Origin of the sequence: Gallibacter intestinalis (assembly GCF_014982745.1) — a bacterium.
Taxonomy (GTDB): Bacteria; Bacillota; Clostridia; order Peptostreptococcales; family Anaerovoracaceae; genus Gallibacter; species Gallibacter intestinalis.
The window spans coordinates 96646-115959 of the sequence record NZ_JADCKA010000004.1; the positions used below are offsets into that span (position 1 = coordinate 96646).

The following is a 19314-nucleotide window of genomic DNA, read 5'->3' on the forward strand; positions in this document are numbered from 1 at the left end:
GCGGATAATAACAATATGTTCTGGCTCACATTATAAGCGATTTTGTTTAGAAAATCAAGATATTAAAATCGTTTCCCAAAGACATCTATAACACAAATAGAGCTCTTTCATAGTCTTTAACATAGTATCTGATATTTTTCCTGCCTTTTTGGACAATCGTATGTCCTTCCGCTTCCAACTTTTCTTTCTGAGCTTCTATGCCGCCGGGATATTTGGCGTTTAATTCCCCATTCGCCTTTAAGGTGCGCCAATAAGGTGTTACATCCTTGGAACGCTGATAGCTCGCCCACGCAACAATCGAAACAAATATTCCTGCTGTAATCGGCTCTGTAAAATCGGCTCCATTTTCATTTGCAAAATATTCTCTTATCGCACCAACAGTAAGCAGTTTTCCATACGGCACAAGACGCATAACCTTATCATAATCAATCGGCGGCGCAAAATACATTTTGTTTCCGCCATACTTCTCTATGCTTTTTTCATCTGTGATCGTCTGAAATTTGGGCATATCCTTACTATCATGCAGCATCGCATTAAAATCTTTTTTATCTTCATTTGCCATTGTAAGCACCTCCTGTACACAAGTATAAGTCAATGAAAAAACCTATGCAATGAGACGGTTTTAAAATTTCCGTTTTTAAATTTAATACTCAGTTCTCCAGCTCTGCATCTTAGCTGATAGCAATTTAATCCCTGTTACCTTTTTCTAAATAATATAATTTAAGACTACCAAATATAAGGTATTAACCTGTATTTAACTTTCTTTTTATAATCTGCATATCCGTCAAGTTCGGTTTCAAGTACCTGTTCTTCGTTTTTTATTCTTTTTGCGATAATCAGAGGATAAAAGAGAAACACAACGAAAGAGAGTATTGATCCAAGCATCAATGGCATTGTAAGGAAAAGAATAATTGTTACACTATACATTGGATGTCTGACAATACCGTAAAGTCCTGTATCAATTACCTTTTGATTTTCCTGCACCTCAATCGTTCTGGAGAGATATGTATTTTCCCGTAAGACTTCTGCATAAAGCAAATACGCAATCAAAAATATAGCAGCCGCTATGTAAGGCACTGTTTTAGGAAGCGACAGCCAGCCAAAACGAAAATCAAGCCCTGCCAATACAAAGCCAACAACAAACATCAAGCCGCTAAGTTTTATTACAAGACTTTGCTCGCTTTGCTGTTCCTTAGCGTTAAGACGCTTACTTAATAATTGGGGGTTTTTGAACATCATCACAATACCGGCGACAAACATAGGAACAAACAAAACTCCCATAAGCAACCAACCGTTGGGATATTGCACTGTTCCCGCAGGCAGAAACAGAAGTAGCCCTACAAGAATAATTCCAAGCACAAATTTTATGATTGCATTGCAAAATAATTTTATTGTCATTGTACCGCCCTCCTTTGTCGGCTACTATTATTGTTTTTTCATCTGCCGCAAAAATAAAAGCACAGCCCCTGCAACAGCCACAATGGTATAACCGAGCACCCACCAAAGGTGCGGCAGGATACCCGAATAATCCGCACTAAAGACAGCCCGTTCCAATTCAACAGCATGGATGAAAGGCAAAGCATTTGCGATTTTCTTAAATACGCCGCCTACAAGGTCTACATCAAACCAAATCCCCGACATCCAAGCGGACAAATTGGTAAGTAACGCTCCACAGATACCGCCGACCTGCTTTGAATTAAAAACGCTTCCGCAGATAAGCCCCAAAGCAATATAAAACAATGCTACGGGAATGAGAAACAGCAAGGCATATAAAACAGTGATTGTCAGCTTCAAGCCGAGCAGAGCCGCCGCTATGTAGCAAATAACCCCCTGTGCTACTGCAATCGGTAAAATTGGCAGGGTATAGCCGAAAATAAAATCCGAAGCGGTAAGCGGAGTAGTATAAAGCCTTTGCAGCAATGCACTTTCTCTATCCTTTGAAATAAGGACAGCGGCAAACAAAGTCATAAAGGATAATCCAAATACCGTTATGCCGGGGGTTAGATTGTCAAGCTCAAACATCGGCACAGGAATATTTGCCTGTATTGCAGTAAGCAAACCGATAAGGACAAGAGGAAAGCCTAAGCCAAAAAACAGGTTAAGCGGGTCACGCAGTATTTCTTTTGCCGTTCTACCCGAAAATGCAAGCAATCTCATAATTTTTTACTCCCTTTTACAATAGCAACAAAAGCGTCCTCGAATTTTTCCGTTCCCGCCTTTGCTTTCAATGCCTCCGCTGTTCCGAGCGCAAGCAGCTTGCCGTCCTTCATAATACCGATACGGTCTGCAAGAGCTTCCGCTTCCTCCATATAGTGCGTGGTCAAGATAATGGTTATTTTCCCTTTAAGTGTACGAATGGTATCCCATAAGTCGCTTCGTGCCAGAACATCAAGCCCTAATGTCGGTTCGTCAAGAAAAAGTATCTGCGGCTCGCTGATAAGAGCCATTGCAATGCTTAACCTGCGTTGCCAACCGCCCGATAATTTACCTGCCCTTTTGCTCAAAATAGCGGTTAAATCAAATTGTTCGGAAAGCTCCTTGGTTTTAGCATGCATCTTCTCTTTTGTAAAACCGTGAACACCGCACATCAGCTCAAGGTTTTCCCTTACACTTAAATTTGGGGCAACGGCTGTCTCCTGCGGAGATACGCCTATGATACTTTTCACCGCAGCCACATCAGTAACAATACTGTTGCCGTTCACAAAGGCGTTGCCGCTGTCGGGCTTTGTCAAGCAAGTAAGCATTTTAATTGTGGTCGTTTTTCCTGCCCCATTTACGCCAAGCAGAGCAAATAATTCGCCTTGCCGGGCCGTCAAATCAAGGCCGTCTACGGCGGTTACATCCTTATATTTTTTTGTAAGCTGAACAGTTTTAATTGCCTGCATTGTCTTTTCCCTCCGTATAGCGGTATTTAAGTCCCATATAAGCATCGGTAAGCACTCTGCTGATAAATTCATCGTCCCAATCAAGATAGGAAGTGGCTATCATCGTAGCAATACCGTGAACATAGAGCCACATTTCCAGATGAAACAAATATGCTTCATCTTCACTAATCCCTAAATTTTGCTGTATTAACTGCATAAGGGGTCTGATTTCTTCTTTGTTTTCTTCTATTTTTTCACGGCTTCGGTCACGCATAAAAAGCAGCTTGAAAAGCTCCCTTTCTTCTTTGGCAAAGCGGATATATGCCATGCCGCTTGCCTTATAGGGGGAATATTTTCCCTTAGCCATATCTTCACGCAAATAATTCTGATACAGCAGGTCAGAAGCTATAAAAACCTCCTGCCCGACTTCCTCCATATTTTTGAACAGTCCGAAAATCGGTTTGACAGAGCATCCAAGCTCCGCAGCCAACGCTCTTGCGGTCAATCCAGATATTCCATTCTTCCGTGTTACATTCAAAGCGGCATTAGTTATTTCATCTCTTGTAAACTTAAATTTCGGGGGCATTTGTTCATCTCCTTAAGGCAACATTTATTACGCAACATCTGTTTCTTATTATATGGAAATAGCTGCTTTTTGTCAAGCAGCTATAACAGTGAAACGGAATATGTAACGCTTTTGGGTGTCAAAACGCCCTGTTTAAGCGTTTAAGAGAGCAAAAAAGACGGGTAAGGAGTTTATCCCTACCCGCCACAATTTTACAGTTGTATGCGTTACATTGCGTTATTTGCAGTTGTCATTCTTCGTCTTAAGCGTGTTAATATCACTTCTGCCCTTAAAATGCGATAGGATTTTATCAATCTTTCTTGTCTGTGAATAAACGGCAGATCGCCATAACACCTGCAAACAAGACCCCTGCCACCGGCCACACAATCCAGGTAGTCTCCCATGCGTTTGTTAAAAAGCTCCAGGCAAGGTATATAGCTGTTGCTGACAGCCAGTACGCTGTTGCAATCGTTTCCTTAATGTAGCTTTTCCTTATCTCTTGGGGTGTATATTCACCCTCTTTCAGCAACTTCTGCATACTCGCCCATCGAACGCCAGCTATGATAAATATTCCTGCTCCGATTCCGGCGAGCAGCAAAGTAATTGCCAGCATGATAACGATTAAAAATTCGTTTTCGGTAAACGCACCGACCAGCAGAGGAACGGGGGATAGAATACAGATACCGGTTGCAATCATATTGCTCCTTACATAGACAGGTCTATATTCTTTTTGTCTTTCTTTAACCATTCCCGTTACGCCATATTCTGTTTCAAAAGGTTCTTTATCAATGAAGTCATAGGGTGCATTTTTAAAGCCGCAGTGCAGAAAGATCGCAACTGCAACAGCAACAAAAACGAACAGAGAAACAAGCCCGATCCCTCCGGCGACATTTTCAGATATGGAGAGAGCAACCTCGGACACAGCTCCCAAAAGCAAAAGAGGGATTACCGCAATAACGCAAAGAAAAGTTGCTACGGCAATTTTTACGGACGCAGACTTTCTCCATTTCAAAAAATGATCTGCCTGTGACAAAGTAATCCGTTTCACAGGTATATCTGTTTCATCTGTGAACTCCTCATCTTCCATTTCGTCCTTGAGAAGATAATCGGTCGTCACGCCGAACAAATTTCCAAGCTGAAGAATTTTTTCTAAATCCGGTGTAGTCTGTGCAGCCTCCCATTTGGATACCGCCTGACGGGACACATTCATTTTTGCAGCCAGTTCTTCCTGAGACCAGCCATTTCTTTTTCTCAATCGAATAATCTTATCCGCTAAAATCATAATCATTTACCTCCGTTTGATACTGTAGTGCAATCGCCCTATTTCTATGTATAGGATACTCTTTTCAAAGGTTGCATACCACCAAACGGCGGTTTGAAATGTGTCAACCTGCGGTTGCAGAAGTATTTTTCCATACAATACAAACTATTTCCACGGTCTGCTGTCGGCAAGCCAGCCTTGCTCCGCCCAATACTTTCCGTCAAGGTATTCGGGATCTGATCTATGTATGGATTTCTGCATCATACGGCAGAAGAAAAACTTAAATTTCGTAATCAAATTTGTATATGCGGGCTTTGTATAATCTATATGAGCAAACTTCCGAGACAGCTTTTGAAGCTTTCCCGCAAGCTCGGCTTGTTTCTTTTGCGGCAATTTTTCCCAGACGATATCGCTCATCAATGCACCGGTAAATATCTCGATTTTGGAAATGCCCCACCACGATAAGCTGTGCTTCATATCTTTTGCCGCAGATTTTGCTCCGCTGCCCAAGCATTGTGTTATGATGACAGCTCGTTTTCCAAACATTTCAGGAGCAGGACGGTGCGGTATCCAACGATAGGCAAAATGGTCAAGTAACGCTTTCATTGCACCGGTCGCATGAAAGACATATGCAGGCGATGTCATCACAATCAAGTCCGCTTCCAAAAGTGATTTTTCAATTTTCCTGATATATTCAGCATCCTTGCATTTCTGTTCGCCCTTTAAGATACAGTTTGTGCAGCCAGCGCAGAAAGCGGGGCAATCCTTTGGAAGATAATATTCTGTAATATTCGCATTATCACTAAAGTCTGCTAAAAACATCTCTTTTAGACGATAGGTAACGCCGTGTTTTTCCGTTCCGTTTATCACTGTTATATTCACTCTTTATACCTCCAAAATATCGTGTAAAACTTGTGTGTGAAAATTCCTGCGGTTTTCTTTCTGTCTAAGGTCAATCCCCAATATTTGCGATATAATTTCGTATCGTAGGAACATTTGCTGCATAACGGTAATCAAATACAGCGTTTTTCGTCTTATCGCCGCTTCATCAAGGTCAGGACGGCAGGCTGCAACAAGCGGAAGATATGCCGCATAAGTTCTGTAAGTGTTGTCATTTTCTTTCGGTGACTGCATATCGGTAAGAACAGAAATTTTGGAAATGGCATAATGTTCAAACAGAAAATCAAGGGTTATATTGCCGAGATAAGTGAGCTTCTCAAAAGGAGTAAAGCCGTCTGTTTTCTCTCGTATATTCTGAAAATGCTCAACTGTTCCGTTTATCATACGCTCAATACATTGCTCGATGAGTTGATCCTTGTTTCCAAAATGATAATTTACAAGGCCTAATCCAACGCCTGCTCTTTTGCATATCTCACGGACTGTAACTTCGTCTAAATGTTCCCCTTTTTCCTCAATTAGTTTAATCGTCGCCTGTATAATGGCTTCTTTATTATCCACACTATACCTCCTTTTGAACATTGTTCAAATACATTATGCTGAACGCAGTTCAAAAAGTCAAGAGATTGTGACTAACAAGTGAAGTATGTAACGCTTTTCGGTGTCAAACCGCCCTGTTTAAGCGTTTAAGAGAGCAAAAAAAGACGGGTAAGGAGTTTATCCCTACCCGCCACAATTTTACAGTTGTATGCGTTATAATGCTTTAATTATAGATAATTTCCTCGTTTACAATATCCATTGCTCTATTACGAATACTGTTCATTGTCTGTACCCACAGCATTGAATTTTCTGCCTTTAGCTGTTCGGTTAAGCCCTCTCGCTCCGCTATCTGTTTTACCAGCCGAAGAAACGTATCTTCCGCCTGCTCGTCAATATCCACAAGATAGCTGTTCAGCTTGCCGCTTGTAAGCAGGTTGGTATAAAGCACCTTGCGGTGCTGTTTGAGATAGCGCAAATGCCGCTGCCCCCATACGCCGATAGGCTTGGTTTCTTTTTCGGCGGGTAAAGACAGACAAGGAAGAAAATAATCTCCCTGCCGTATATAAGTGCCGCCCAGTTCTTCAAAAATCATCTTTGCCATTTTGTTTTCCTCCTGAAAAATGATTTATCTTGAGCGTGTGTAATCACGCTTTTGACCTTTGAGATTTCTCGCCTGTTCAAGCAAGCTGTCTATCTGTTTGTGTCCGAATACTCTGCGAAGCAGCGAATAATCTTTGTTTTCAGCCCTCAGCCTTGTGTTTTCTTCGGTAAGCTTACCGTTAATTTTTGAGAGCTTTTCGTTTTCACGATATAGATTTCCGTTTGTGATGTTCAACCTGTGATAACTGTCCAACGCCTTGAAATATCGTGCAAATAAGGTGCTGATTAAAGATTTAAATCGGGCTACAAGCGGCTCAACAAACTTTGTCTTGTAGCTCCTTGCCGACATCATCGCAGAAGGCTCAGGGAGCTGATATTCAGGCCCGTTCATGATACTCTCATCAAGATTTTGCAACGCTCTTTCGCCATTATCAAAGTTTTTAATACGGTCAGCCATAACACGAAACTCATCTTTTTTCTCGACAAGCTTATCTTCAAGAGCGTTAATTTCCTTTTCTCGCTCCTGCTTTTTGTAATCCAAAACAGAGAGATGTTTTTCATGAGTCCCCTTGTGTTCCCACTCAATTCCGTGGCGTTCCATAACAAACGCTAAGGCGGATTTTTCTGCCCTTACCCATTGATTCCACTCGGTATCTCCACGAGTACCGCCCTTGAAGCCCTGTGCTGCAAGCGCCTGTTTCAACGACACTCTTGTATCCAGTCCACGCTTGCTGCCGGTGGTAAAGGGAACAAAATCAATGTGCAGATGCGGTGTTGCCTCATCCATATGCAGATGAGCCGAAAATACTTTTAACTGCGGATTTCGCTCCTGAAACCCACGATAGTATTCATCTAAAATCTGTCGGGCAAGCGTCCCGTTTTCGCTTTCAGCGCTCATATTTTCCTTATCGCCTATCTGCAAAATCAGTTCGTGAAACGGTTTTTCCTGTTTGGAACTGCGGATTTTTTCATAGTAGTTTTCTATCTTTCGGTCAGCTCTTGTCTGCCTGTCGTTGTATCTTTTCAGCGCATCATCGAATAATTCGTGATACACTTTCCTTATCGGCTCGTTGCAGTAATCTATATTGAGATGAGTGCGGTTGCCGTCTACATTCTCCGCTTTGAATTTGCGGCTGTTGTGGTTGACTGAGCCTTTTCCGACCATTGCGCTGATCGTTCTTTGCATAAATTACACCTCCAATCTCTTAAAAATCGTTCTTCCTCGGTTCTGTTACTCTTGCCAAGAGTAACGCAAAAGCACTTTTGACAGGCAAGCCCGTCAAAAATGCAACCTGCAAGCAGGTTTTGCGCTCTCCGAGGGGCAAGGGCTGTCCTTTGAAAAGGACACCCTTGCAACCCCGTCCAAACTTTATCACTTCCCGAAAAAGAAACATTGCAAGGTTGCAGATGTGCCTGCCTTTGCAATGTTGCAACCTTGAAAAACCTCACTCCATTTTTTCGGGAAGCTGCCAGTACCACTGACTGCCTTCCTTAACCGATTGGACATTCAGTGATTTCTTTGCTTCATCCAGCACACGCTTGGAAATGCCTGCCGCCCGTGCTTTTTTCAGCAATGCCTGCTGCGGATATTTGCCCTTTGAAAGATACTCAAGGATTAAATTTTCAGCCTGTTCGGATTTCTTCTCTTTTGGAATACCGCTCAACAGATCGTCAACCGATATATCGTAATGACCGAGCCAGCGAAATCCGTTTTCCCTGTCCAGCTCAAAAGCAATCGCTTCGCCCTCTGGAGCAAGGGAGGATTTGTCCTGTACCATCACTCTGGCCTGTGGATTGTCTTTAATTCTCCCGACAATCAGAACACTTCTCGCCGAAGCCTGAAAGTCAATCGAACCAAGTCCACGGTAGGAAGATTTATTTCCGCTGCCTTTGTTCATATGACCAACAAGCAAAATAGAACAGTCATATTTTTCTGCGACTCGTCCGAGCTGTGCCATCACATTACGGACTTCGTTAGCGTTGTTCATATTGATATTCGCACCAACATACGCCTGAATCGGATCAAGGATTACCGCCCTTGCACCGACTTCTATAATTGCTTTTTCAATTCGTTCATCCAGCATACTGAGTGCAGCTTCCGATTCATCTATGACTTTAATTTGCGTACAGTCTGCCTCAGCGGATTCCAGTCTCGGCTTGATGGTATCTTCCAGTCCGTCCTCGGCAGTTTGATAGATAATCTTAACAGGCTCACGCTTGGCATCATCGTAGGGCAGCGGCTCTCCTTTCGAGAGAAGCGCCGCCAGTCTTAACGCCAAAGTTGTTTTGCCCTCGCCGGGATCGCCCTGAATGATTGTGATTTTCCCGTATGGAATATATGGATACCAGAGCCAATTTACTTCCTTGCTCTGTACTTCGTCCATACTGATGATTTTCAGTTCAGCCATTCCTGTCACCGCCTTCCAGAAGAAAAGCATTGATATTTCTGCCTTGATTGGTTATACTATTATTGGTTACATGGAGTGACTGCCTTTCATCTGCGCCAACAGATGATGTTCGGGCGGTCATTTCTTTTTGCTTATTCATTCTGTTCCTCTCCTTTCAAGCCGCCGAGAATGACGGAAATCAGCTCAATGACATTGAGTAGTTCCTCATCTACACCATTTCCCACTTCAATCCTCTGTAACTCCGTAAGGACGGCGGAAAGCTCCTGCTTCAGAGCCTTATACACCCTCGGATTGCCCTGCACCACCACATCCTGATTGAGACAGCGACGGTAGCAGTATTCCTGCTTCGGCAGTCCCGATAAGGCGACCGCTTTGTTAATGCGTTCATTTTCTTCGGGCGATACCCGAAATCCCACCGTGATATTTCTCCAACGGTTTTTGTTGTCTCTGTTCTTAGCTGACATTTTCAAAATCTCCTTTCCCTAAATCGTCTAATCGCTTCGCCATTTCCGTCTGTTTGGACGGGAACAGATGAGCGTACTGATAAGTGATTTCAATGCTTTCGTGTCCTACACGGTCGGCAATCGCCACCGCCGAAAATCCCATATCGATCAGCAAACTGATATGGCTGTGACGAAGGTCATGAATACGGATACGCTTCACGCCTGCGGCTTTTGCACCTCTGTCCATCTCGTGATGAAGATAGCTTTTCGTTACTGTAAAGATACGGTCTTTCTTTTTGAGTCCGTAGAGCATACCGAGATATTCCTGCATTTCCTCACAGAGAAAATGCGGCATTTTAATGGTACGGTTGCTTTTCTTTGTTTTCGGCGTAGTAATCACATCTTCCCCGTGCAAACGCTGATAGGATTTGTTGATCGTGACCGTTTCCTTGTCAAAGTCGAAGTCCGAAGGAGTCAGCGCCAGCAGCTCGCCCTCACGGATACCGCACCAGTAGAGCATTTCAAAGGCGTAAAAGGAAACGGGCTTGTCCATCATCTCAAAGGCAAACTTCTTGTATTCCTCTTTCGTCCAGAACAGCATTTCCCTGTGTTCCTCGCTTCCCATATTTCCCACCTTTGCGGCGGGATTGGAACGCAGCTCGTAGTAACGCACAGCATGGTTGAAGATAGCGGAAAGCTGATTGTGCAGCGTCTTCAGATAAGTCTGTGAGTACGGTTTTTTCTTCTCGTCACGATAGGCAAGCATTTCATTCTGCCAAGTGATGATTTCTTTTGTAGAAATCTCGCTGATTTTTAGCTTGCCGAAAAAGGGCAGTATCTTCGTGCGGATAATATGCTCCTTCGTCAGCCAGGTGTTTTCCTTCAGACGGTTTTTCACATCTCGGATATACAGCTCCGTAAAAGCCTCAAAGCTCATATCAAGGTCAGAGGAATTCTGCAACTGGAACATCCGCTCCCATTCCTGCGCTTCTTTCTTTGTGGCAAAGCCACGCTTGCATTTCTGCTTGCGCTCGCCTTTCCAGTTCACATACCTTGCCATCACATACCAAGTACCGTTGTCCTCATTTTTAAATACCGGCATTATTCCTTCTCCTTTCCGGCTCCGTAGAGCCTTTCATAAAAATACTGGCGGTTGACACGTCCCGCAATCGTAATAAATCCCTTTGCTTTCAGCTCCTCGTTCAGCTTCCTGATGATCTTATAGGCATAGGGCTTGGATACATTGAGTTCCTGCGCCACATCATCGGCACGGATAAACCGGTTTTCCATATACATCACCTTCCCTTCTGTTTTTCAAATTCATTTATTTCGTGTCGGAATACTTTCTTGCCGCCTTCCGATTCGCCCGGGCGGATGTGCCATTACCGTGACACACGACGGATATTTTATTAAGCTTATTTGCTTAATGCTTTTTCATTATACTAAGCATATTTGCTTTTGTCAAGCGGTTTTGGAGAAAATATTAAACTTTTTTGTTTTATTTTCTCTTGACTTTCACTAAACATATCTGCTATACTGGTCGTAGAATGAATTGACGACCAGTTCAAGGTTCTGTCAAGCAGGAGAGGGTGGAGATTTTCGCAGAAAATACTACCCGGCGCTTGACAGGCTCTTATACTGGTTGCAGATACATAAGCAAGGAGTGTAAACACTATGGCGATTGGTGAGAGAATCCATTTTTTCAGACTTCTGCGTGGTATGACGCAAAAATATCTTGGTACGGCTGTCGGCTTTCCCGAAAGGAGCGCCGATGTGCGCTTGGCGCAATATGAAACCGGCTCCCGCAAACCGAAGGCGGATTTAACGGCTGCACTGGCGCAGGCGCTTGATGTTTCCCCGCAGGCTCTTGATGTTCCTGACATTGACAGTCAGATCGGTCTTATGCACACCTTATTTACCCTTGAAGATGTTTATGGGCTGACCGTCAGCGAAACAGCCGGAGAGGTTTGCCTGAAAGTCAATAAGGACAAGGGCAAAGAGGCTTACGAGCTGCTGCAAATGCTCTATGCTTGGAAAGAGCAGGCGGACAAGCTCTCTGCCGGTGAAATCAGCAAGGATGATTATGACCGCTGGCGTTACTACTATCCGAAATACGATACCACACAAATCTGGGCGAAAGTTCCTTCGCAGGAATTAAGCGACGCATTAGTCGAAGTATTCAAAGATAAGTTAAAATAGAGTCAGCAGGAGGTTACAGCATGAAACGATATAAAATAGCTGCTTGGTTAATGATAATTCACGGTGGATTTATGGAAATCGGTGGTGTTTTATGTGCCCTTCCTGCGCTAATTTTGGGTTCTGGCAAATTTGACATCGGACAATATTTTTCTTTTAAGCTCCAATATTTCCAAGACAACCTATATATGATTTTATTTATGGGTGCGATTTTCGGTGTTATGCGAATCATCGGTGCTATAGGACTTCTAAAAAATAGAATGTGGGGACTCGCCCTTTCCGTAATAAACTGTGTTGTTACTATGATATTGATGATGTTTATGCTTCCATTTGGCATACAAGATGGACTGCTTGCCTGCATCGCTTTAGTTTTAATTTTGACACAGTATTTTGGCAACCGAAAAATCATTGAATAATTTCCTTTCTCTTTAAAGCAAGTTGAAAGAACGACAAAAAGCCCTTAGCTATGATTTACTACCCACAGCTAAGGGCTTTCTAATATGGATTTCTTTTGCCACACAACCGCTTGTCAATCATTCTGTAACCCATAAACCACCGGATTGCAAGAATAATGGATCTTGTATGGCTGTTATCAAATTGTTATCAAAAGACTTCTGTAAACGCCGCAAACCCGCATAAATACTGGGTTTTTACGGTACTTCGTTTTATTCAAACTCTATCGTTCCAGGCGGCTTGCCGGTGCAGTCGTAGAGCACTCGGTTAACGTGTTCCACCTCATTTACGATTCTTGTAGTTGCTCTTTCCAAAACTTCCCACGGCAGCTTAGCCGCTTCAGCAGTCATAAAGTCGCTGGTGAGCACGGCTCTTAAGGCGATGGCATAATCATATGTTCTGAAGTCGCCCATTACGCCCACTGAACGCATATTAGTCAGTGCAGCAAAGTATTGGCCGATATCCCTTGCGATGCCTGCCTTTTCCACTTCTTCACGGTAGATGGCATCTGCATCCTGAACGATTTTAACCTTTTCCGGTGTAACTTCACCGATGATTCTTACTGCGAGGCCAGGACCTGGGAACGGCTGTCTATATACCAGGTACTCAGGAAGTCCCAGCTCAAGACCTGCCTTTCTAACCTCATCCTTAAAGAGCTCCCGGAGAGGCTCGATGATGTCCTTAAAGTCCACATGTTCAGGAAGTCCGCCAACATTGTGGTGACTCTTGATTGTGGCACTGCTGCCAAGGCCGCTTTCCACGATGTCAGGATAGATTGTACCCTGTACCAGGAAATCAACGGCGCCTATTTTCTTAGCTTCCTCTTCAAATACTCTGATAAAGAGTTCGCCGATTATCTTTCTCTTCTTTTCAGGATCATCAACGCCGGCAAGGGCTTCATAAAATCTGTCCTGAGCGTTAACCCTGATGAAGTTAAGGTCGTAGTTGCCTTCCGGTCCGAAAACCGCTTCAACCTGGTCACCTTCGTCCTTTCTCAAAAGACCGTGGTCAACGAATACGCAAGTCAGCTGCTTTCCTACCGCTTTACTCATCATTACCGCAGCAACAGAGCTGTCAACACCGCCGGAAAGGGCGCAGAGCACTTTGCCGTCTCCCACCTGTTCCTTGATGTGCTTTATTGACTCTTCCACGAAGGAATCCATCTTCCAGTCACCGGAGCAGCCGCAAGCATCTTTTACGAAGGCTTCGATAACCTTCATGCCTTCCACTGAGTGCATTACCTCCGGATGGAACTGAGTTGCGTAAAATCCCTTTTCAGGACATTCCATGGCTGCCACAGGACAAACAGGTGTATGGGAAGTAACTTTAAAACCTTCCGGTGCCTGCGAAATGTAGTCTGTGTGGCTCATCCACATTATGGTTTCCGGAGAAACATTTTTAAAGAGCACAGAATTGCTGTCCGTTGCAACTGTTGTTTTTCCGTATTCGCTTACAGGCGCTGTCTCAACCTTTCCTCCCAGAGCATGGGCCATAAGCTGCGCTCCGTAGCAAATGCCGAGAACAGGGATGCCCAGTTCAAAAATTTCCTTATCGTAAGGAAGGGCGCTGTCCCCGTAAACGCTGTTAGGGCCGCCTGTAAAGATGATACCCTTAGGTGCCATCTCCTTTATCTTTTCAACGCTGAATGTATAAGGCTGGATTTCGGCATACACGTGCAGTTCTCTGACACGTCTTGCAATCAGCTGGTTGTACTGACCGCCGAAGTCCATTACCAGTATTTTTTCGTGTTTCATTTTTATCCCCTTATTATCATCAGAAGCCGCGGCAATATACCGCGGCCGCCTTAATATCCTATTTTATACCGGAAGAAGTTTCCTTTGTGATTACGTCGTGGGCTCCGCCTTCCACGATGGAAGTTGCGGATACAATTGTAAGTTTTGCCTTCTTCTGAAGTTCTGGTATTGTCAGAACGCCGCAGTTGCACATTGTGGATTTAACCTTCTGCAGTGACTGCTTAACGTTGTCTGAAAGCATTCCGGCATATGGTACATAGGAATCAACGCCTTCTTCAAAGCTCAGCTTAGCATCGCCGCCCATGTCATATCTCTGCCAGTTTCTAGCTCTTGCAGAACCTTCACCCCAGTATTCCTTAACATAGCTTCCGTTAAGGTTAATCTTCTGACCTGGCGCTTCTTCAAATCTTGCAAAATATCTTCCCAGCATCAGGAAGTCAGCTCCCATGGCCAGAGCCAATGTCATGTGATAGTCGTATACGATACCGCCGTCGGAGCAGATAGGGATATATATGCCTGTTTTTTCAAAGTATTCGTTTCTCGCTTTGGCAACATCCTGTACCGCTGAAGCCTGTCCGCGTCCGATACCTTTCTGCTCTCTTGTGATGCAAATGGAACCGCCGCCGATACCGATTTTTATAAAGTCAGCACCTGCCTCTGCCAGGAATCTAAAGCCTTCGCCGTCCACTACGTTTCCGGCACCTATCTTAACGCTGTCGCCATACTTTTCTCTTACAAACTTAAGAGTTTCAGCCTGCCATTCGGAATAGCCTTCCGAAGAGTCGATGCACAGTATATCGGCTCCCGCATCCACCAGAGCAGGGATTCTTTCCTCGTAGTCTCTTGTGTTTACGCCGGCTCCCACGATGTATCTCTTGTGCTCATCAAGGATTTCATTAGGATTTGCCTTATGGCTATCGTAGTCCTTTCTGAATACAAAATGTGTAAGTCTCTGATTATCGTCTATTACAGGAAGGGAGTTTAGCTTGTTGTCCCAGAGAATATCGTTGGCTTCACTGAGAGTTGCTCCCGCCTTTGCATATATGAGTTTTTCAAAAGGAGTCATAAACTCTGACACTTTAGTATCCGGATCCATACGGCTTACTCTGTAGTCTCTGGAAGTTACAAGACCTACCAGCTTGCCTTCAGCTGTACCGTCTTCTGTTACCGCCGTTGTGCTGTGTCCTGTTCTTGCTTTGAGTTCCAGCAGATCTCTGAGGGTCTGGTCCGGTCTGATGTTAGCATCGGATGTTACGAATCCTGCCTTTGTAGACTTTGCCTTTCTTACCATTGCGGCCTGATCTTCTATGCTCTGAGAGCCGTAGATAAAGGATATGCCGCCTTCTTTAGCCAGTGCAACTGCCATCCTGTCATCGGATACCGCCTGCATTACAGCGGATACCAGAGGGATGTTCATGGTGAGCGCTGGCTCTTCGCCCTTTTTAAACTTTACAACAGGTGTCTTTAAAGATACGTTGTCTGTTCTGCATTCCTTGGATGAGTAACCAGGAATCAGCAGATATTCGTTGAAAGTTCTTGACGGTTCATTGAAAAACTGTGCCATGTGTCCTCCTTAATTTATATCCATTACTCAAATAACTTATTAATTTATCTTTCCAAATCCACTCTTTCGTTAATAATTCATTTTATATGAAAAGACTGAAATTGTAAACAATTTAAAGACAATTCAGCGTTAAAATAATTCGTGACAGCAAACACTTAAGAATTGCCGGTATACTGGAGATTGTTATCGGTGCTGTTATGCTTATATTTACATGGCAGCTGGCAGAAGCAGGAGACTTTTCCGATGTTATCGACGAAGGTCTTGCAAGCAAGGCTCTGATACTCGGTCTGATTCTTTTTGTTATGAATCTGTGGGAATTCTTTATCTACGCAAACGATGTGACACAGATAATACTGCACGCCATCACTTTGATTGTGCCGTATTACTACCTGCCTAACGCATTCAGAAACATCAGATCTTAATTTTAGGGTTATCGGACAAAAAAATCGGGGATTTATTTCCCCGATTTTGGTCTTAATCTTTCTACTGAATCTTCATCTTTTCTCTTTTTCTTATCATGGAAATAGTAAGCAAACAGAATAACGCCTACTGCAATCAGTACTATTCCCACTATCTGATATGGTTGCATATTGTAAAACACCTCGTTTCTTTCATGAAATATCATTATCATGAAGCCTGCGACCAAAAACGGCCCCAAAGCAAAATAATCCTTTAAATTCTTTTTTCCGGTTATGAGAAGTACAAGACCATACATTCCCGATGCGGTTATTCCCATTAGGGCCCCTGTAACGGTTATTTTATATCCGCAAAAGAGTCCAACAGCTGCGGTTAGCTTTATATCGCCGCCTCCGAATGCTCCCGGCACAATCACATTTGTCAAAAGCATAAAGATTGGAACAATCAGCATTCCTGCAAGCTCATCTGCAGGGCTGTCCATTGTAATTATGCCCGTTACAAGGATTAGCAGATTTAGTCTATCCGGAAGCCTGCGAGTCTTAATATCTATAGCCGCTTGAGCTATAAGCAATCCCGTTACAGCTGCAACAAGATATATATTATTCACTATTTATATACGTGAATGGTCCCCTTATCCGATAACCCCGACACTTTGCTTTCTTCTGCTGCCAGTTTAAGATTTTCCAGTATTTCTTCGGTAAATTCCTCGCCCGGACATATAAATGGTATTCCCGGTGGGTAAGGTATTACCGTAACTGCACTTACCCTGCCTTGGCATTTATCCAAAGCTATTTCTTCGGTTTCATTTCCGTGTTCCTTTACAGAGCCGGGCTTTGGCAGTTTCCATGCTTTACGCTTTTCTTTGCACGGCATATCCGTTGCAATTTCTATCGTATCGTCTAACGCCGATAAAAGTTTTTCATAATCGCTACGCTCATTTCCCATGCCTGTCATGGCCATGAGAATGTCGCCTGTGTAAAGCTCAGAGTCTATACCTTTACTTCTCAGATATTCATCGAGAGCTTTGCCACTTACGCTACCACCAGCCACCTTTATGTTCAGCTTTGTCCTGTCCGTATCCAATCCGGAAATGACTTCTACTCCGTCAATATCTTTGATTTTTTTATAAAAAAGATCCAAATTTTCCTTCCACTGACCAAATAGCTCTTTGCCGTGACTTTTTATAATCTCAGCATTTACAGCCAGGGATGCCATGAGAATATATGAAGGGCTCGTGCTCTGAAGCATATTCAGATTTTCCCTTAGCAGCCTTTGATTTACTCTATCCGATACCACATTGAGCAAAGCGCTCTGGGTGAAGCTACCCAGGGTCTTATGAATGCTGTTGATGACAATATCAGCACCGCCTGTTTCTGCAGATACAGGTAAATCTTCATTTAAGCCAAAGCCTTCAAATAGTTTAAGATGCGCTCCGTGGGCCTGATCCGTAATCAGTATCCTTCCTCTTTTGTGCACCTCATCTGCGATGGCTCTGACATCACTGCATACACCGTAATAGTTAGGGCTTGTAATAAGCACCGCCTGTATGTCTTTATCCCTATCCAGAGCCTCTGCCACATCTTCGGGATTTATCTTACCCATAATCCCAAAATCCTCATACATTTCCGGCTGAAGATATACGGGCGTTATATTGCCCAGCTTGAGTGCCGAATATGCAGATCTGTGGCTGCCTCTGGACATAAGGGTTTTTTTACCCGGCGCCGCCGAACTCAGCATCGCCGCCATAACGCCGGCGGTGCTGCCGTTGACCAGCAGGAAGCTCTTTTCAACTCCGTAAAGCTTCCTGTAGTCCTCCTCCAGCCCCTTTATAATGCCTTCCGGGCTGTGGAGGTTGTCGGCGCCGGCAATTTCCGTAATATCCATATCGGCGACAGTTGCCATATTCCCTAAAAATCTGTCATATCCAAAGCGTCTGTAAAGTCTGCCGCCCTTATGACCGGGCATATGAAAGGACACTCTGTCGCCCTTTGCGTGTTCTGTCAAAAATTCCAGTAAAGTCATTTTCTTACACACATCTGTAACTGTGTTATTTACTATTTAGTGATTTTGTCGCAGCCCATGTACTTTCTCAGAGCTTCAGGTATCACGATTGAGCCGTCAGCCTGCTGATAGTTTTCCATAACCGCCGCAACTGTTCTTCCTACTGCAAGGCCGGAACCGTTGAGTGTATGAACAAATTCAGGCTTGCTCTTGGCATCTCTTCTAAATCTGATGTTGGCTCTTCTTGCCTGATAATCTTCAAAGTTGGAGCAGGAAGAAATTTCAACATATCTTCCGTAGCTTGGCATCCAAACTTCGATATCGTAAGTCTTTGCAGATGAGAATCCCAGGTCGCCTGTGCTGAGAGTTACGACTCTATATGGAATTTCAAGAATCTGCAGCACTTCCTCTGCTGCGTTAAGCAGGCTTTCCAGTTCGTCGTAGGAAGTTTCAGGCTTTACGAATTTAACCAGCTCAACCTTGTTAAACTGATGCTGTCTTACAAGACCTCTTGTATCTCTACCAGCAGAGCCTGCTTCCTTTCTGAAGCATGGAGTATATGCAGTGTAGTAAAGAGGCAGTTCTTCAGCTGTGAGGATTTCGCCGCTTCTCAGGTTAGTTACAGGTACCTCTGCAGTAGGAATCAAGAAGAAATCCTTTGCAGGTACATGGAACATATCGTCTTCAAACTTAGGAAGCTGACCTGTGCCTGTCATGGCATCTCTGTTTACCATGAATGGAGGCAGGAATTCAGTAAATCCGTGTTTTTCAGTGTGCAGATCCAGCATGAAGTTAACCAGGGATCTTTCCAGTCTGGAGCCTTTGCCCTTGTATACGGTAAATCTTGTTCCCGCAATCTTGGCTGCTCTTTCAAAGTCCAGAATGTCAAGATCTGTTCCCAGATCCCAGTGAGCCTTAAATTCAAAATCAAATTTTGTAGGTTCGCCTACCTTTTTGTATTCAACGTTGTCGCTGTCGTCTTTGCCGAAAGGAACATCTGAGGCCGGAGTGTTAGGTACGTTGAGCAAAGCGTCTTTGAGTTCCGCTTCAACTTCCGCAACCTGTGCATCGTACTTCTTGATTTCGTCGGACAGCTCTTTCATTTCCGCCATAACAGCTGAAGTGTCCTGTCCTTCCTTCTTCATCTTAGGTATTTCTCTGGAAACTGTGGACTGCTTATTTTTCATCTGTTCAACTACAGACAGAAGTTCTCTTCTCTTTTTGTCCAGTTCAGGTATTCTGTCGATACCAAAGTCTCCCTGTCCTCTTCTTTCGACTGCCGCTTTGACTTCATCGAAATTTTCTCTGATTCTTTTAATATCCAGCATTTTTGTTCCCTCCGATCAAATAT

At 43.8% G+C, this 19314-nt stretch carries 23 protein-coding genes; 3 read left to right on the forward strand and 20 right to left on the reverse strand.

Going from position 1 to position 19314, the window contains the following annotated elements; translation table 11 throughout:
* Positions 1-85: 85 nt before the first annotated feature.
* The 15 genes from INF20_RS03730 to INF20_RS03800 form a co-directional block, all read right to left on the reverse strand.
* The gene (locus INF20_RS03730; RefSeq protein ID WP_055273812.1) at positions 86-562 is read right to left on the reverse strand and encodes an MGMT family protein; all 477 of its coding nucleotides are present in this window, start codon (positions 560-562) and stop codon (positions 86-88) included.
* 164 nt (positions 563-726) lie between these two features.
* A complete protein-coding gene (locus tag INF20_RS03735) occupies positions 727-1398 on the reverse strand; it encodes a methyltransferase family protein (protein WP_055273814.1) in 672 nt (223 codons plus the stop codon).
* Positions 1399-1425: 27 nt separating this feature from the next.
* Positions 1426-2157, reverse strand: coding sequence for an ABC transporter permease (locus INF20_RS03740; protein ID WP_055273816.1), 732 nt, complete (start codon positions 2155-2157; stop codon positions 1426-1428).
* Complete coding sequence (locus tag INF20_RS03745; protein ID WP_055273818.1) at positions 2154-2885, reverse strand: ABC transporter ATP-binding protein; 732 nt, start codon at positions 2883-2885, stop codon at positions 2154-2156. Before INF20_RS03745 ends, INF20_RS03740 begins: the two co-directional genes overlap by 4 nt.
* Entirely contained in the window at positions 2872-3450 is a 579-nt protein-coding gene (locus INF20_RS03750; protein WP_055273820.1) for a TetR/AcrR family transcriptional regulator, read from the reverse strand. The genes INF20_RS03745 and INF20_RS03750 overlap by 14 nt, the downstream gene beginning before the upstream one ends.
* Positions 3451-3739: 289 nt before the next feature.
* Complete coding sequence (locus INF20_RS03755; protein ID WP_055273822.1) at positions 3740-4711, reverse strand: helix-turn-helix domain-containing protein; 972 nt, start codon at positions 4709-4711, stop codon at positions 3740-3742.
* A 144-nt stretch (positions 4712-4855) separates the two neighbouring features.
* Entirely contained in the window at positions 4856-5560 is a 705-nt protein-coding gene (locus tag INF20_RS03760) for a flavodoxin family protein (RefSeq protein ID WP_318959502.1), read from the reverse strand.
* 15 nt (positions 5561-5575) lie between these two features.
* A complete protein-coding gene (locus INF20_RS03765) occupies positions 5576-6148 on the reverse strand; it encodes a TetR/AcrR family transcriptional regulator (protein ID WP_055273826.1) in 573 nt (190 codons plus the stop codon).
* 202 nt (positions 6149-6350) lie between these two features.
* Positions 6351-6728, reverse strand: coding sequence for a TnpV protein (locus INF20_RS03770; protein WP_055273827.1), 378 nt, complete (start codon positions 6726-6728; stop codon positions 6351-6353).
* Between the two features lie 24 nt (positions 6729-6752).
* Positions 6753-7913, reverse strand: coding sequence for a plasmid recombination protein (locus INF20_RS03775; protein WP_226385050.1), 1161 nt, complete (start codon positions 7911-7913; stop codon positions 6753-6755).
* Positions 7914-8172: 259 nt separating this feature from the next.
* Positions 8173-9135 carry an AAA family ATPase gene (locus tag INF20_RS03780; RefSeq protein ID WP_226385051.1) on the reverse strand — a complete coding sequence of 321 codons (963 nt, stop codon included), beginning with the start codon at positions 9133-9135 and terminating at the stop codon, positions 8173-8175.
* Complete coding sequence (locus tag INF20_RS03785; RefSeq protein ID WP_156500714.1) at positions 9128-9274, reverse strand: hypothetical protein; 147 nt, start codon at positions 9272-9274, stop codon at positions 9128-9130. Before INF20_RS03785 ends, INF20_RS03780 begins: the two co-directional genes overlap by 8 nt.
* Positions 9267-9599, reverse strand: coding sequence for a plasmid mobilization protein (locus INF20_RS03790; protein ID WP_066557118.1), 333 nt, complete (start codon positions 9597-9599; stop codon positions 9267-9269). The genes INF20_RS03785 and INF20_RS03790 overlap by 8 nt, the downstream gene beginning before the upstream one ends.
* A complete protein-coding gene (locus INF20_RS03795; protein ID WP_066557120.1) occupies positions 9589-10680 on the reverse strand; it encodes a site-specific integrase in 1092 nt (363 codons plus the stop codon). The genes INF20_RS03790 and INF20_RS03795 overlap by 11 nt, the downstream gene beginning before the upstream one ends.
* Positions 10680-10868, reverse strand: coding sequence for a helix-turn-helix domain-containing protein (locus INF20_RS03800; RefSeq protein ID WP_055273915.1), 189 nt, complete (start codon positions 10866-10868; stop codon positions 10680-10682). The genes INF20_RS03795 and INF20_RS03800 overlap by 1 nt, the downstream gene beginning before the upstream one ends.
* A gap of 384 nt (positions 10869-11252) precedes the next feature.
* Between INF20_RS03800 and INF20_RS03805 the strand changes: the two genes are divergently transcribed.
* A complete protein-coding gene (locus INF20_RS03805; RefSeq protein WP_055273835.1) occupies positions 11253-11777 on the forward strand; it encodes a helix-turn-helix domain-containing protein in 525 nt (174 codons plus the stop codon).
* 20 nt (positions 11778-11797) lie between these two features.
* Positions 11798-12190 (forward strand): hypothetical protein, encoded by a 393-nt coding sequence (locus INF20_RS03810; RefSeq protein ID WP_055273837.1) that lies wholly within the window; start codon positions 11798-11800, stop codon positions 12188-12190.
* A 249-nt stretch (positions 12191-12439) separates the two neighbouring features.
* Here INF20_RS03810 and guaA read toward each other — a convergent pair whose 3' ends face one another.
* Positions 12440-13981, reverse strand: a complete 1542-nt coding sequence (gene guaA, locus INF20_RS03815; protein WP_226385052.1) for a glutamine-hydrolyzing GMP synthase — start codon at positions 13979-13981, stop codon at positions 12440-12442.
* Positions 13982-14039: 58 nt separating this feature from the next.
* Positions 14040-15545 carry an IMP dehydrogenase gene (locus INF20_RS03820; protein WP_226385053.1) on the reverse strand — a complete coding sequence of 502 codons (1506 nt, stop codon included), beginning with the start codon at positions 15543-15545 and terminating at the stop codon, positions 14040-14042.
* Between the two features lie 197 nt (positions 15546-15742).
* On the opposite strand from INF20_RS03820, the gene INF20_RS03825 reads away from it, so the two are divergent.
* Positions 15743-15967 (forward strand): hypothetical protein, encoded by a 225-nt coding sequence (locus INF20_RS03825; RefSeq protein ID WP_226385054.1) that lies wholly within the window; start codon positions 15743-15745, stop codon positions 15965-15967.
* A gap of 32 nt (positions 15968-15999) precedes the next feature.
* Here the strand turns inward: INF20_RS03825 and INF20_RS03830 are convergent, their stop codons facing one another.
* Genes INF20_RS03830 through serS form a run of 3 tightly spaced genes read right to left on the reverse strand, consistent with a single transcriptional unit; the run spans position 16000 to position 19291 of the window.
* Complete coding sequence (locus INF20_RS03830; RefSeq protein WP_226385055.1) at positions 16000-16569, reverse strand: prepilin peptidase; 570 nt, start codon at positions 16567-16569, stop codon at positions 16000-16002.
* A complete protein-coding gene (locus tag INF20_RS03835; RefSeq protein ID WP_226385056.1) occupies positions 16569-17984 on the reverse strand; it encodes an aminotransferase class I/II-fold pyridoxal phosphate-dependent enzyme in 1416 nt (471 codons plus the stop codon). Before INF20_RS03835 ends, INF20_RS03830 begins: the two co-directional genes overlap by 1 nt.
* A 32-nt stretch (positions 17985-18016) precedes the next feature.
* Positions 18017-19291, reverse strand: a complete 1275-nt coding sequence (serS, locus tag INF20_RS03840) for a serine--tRNA ligase (protein ID WP_226385057.1) — start codon at positions 19289-19291, stop codon at positions 18017-18019.
* Positions 19292-19314 lie beyond the last annotated feature (23 nt).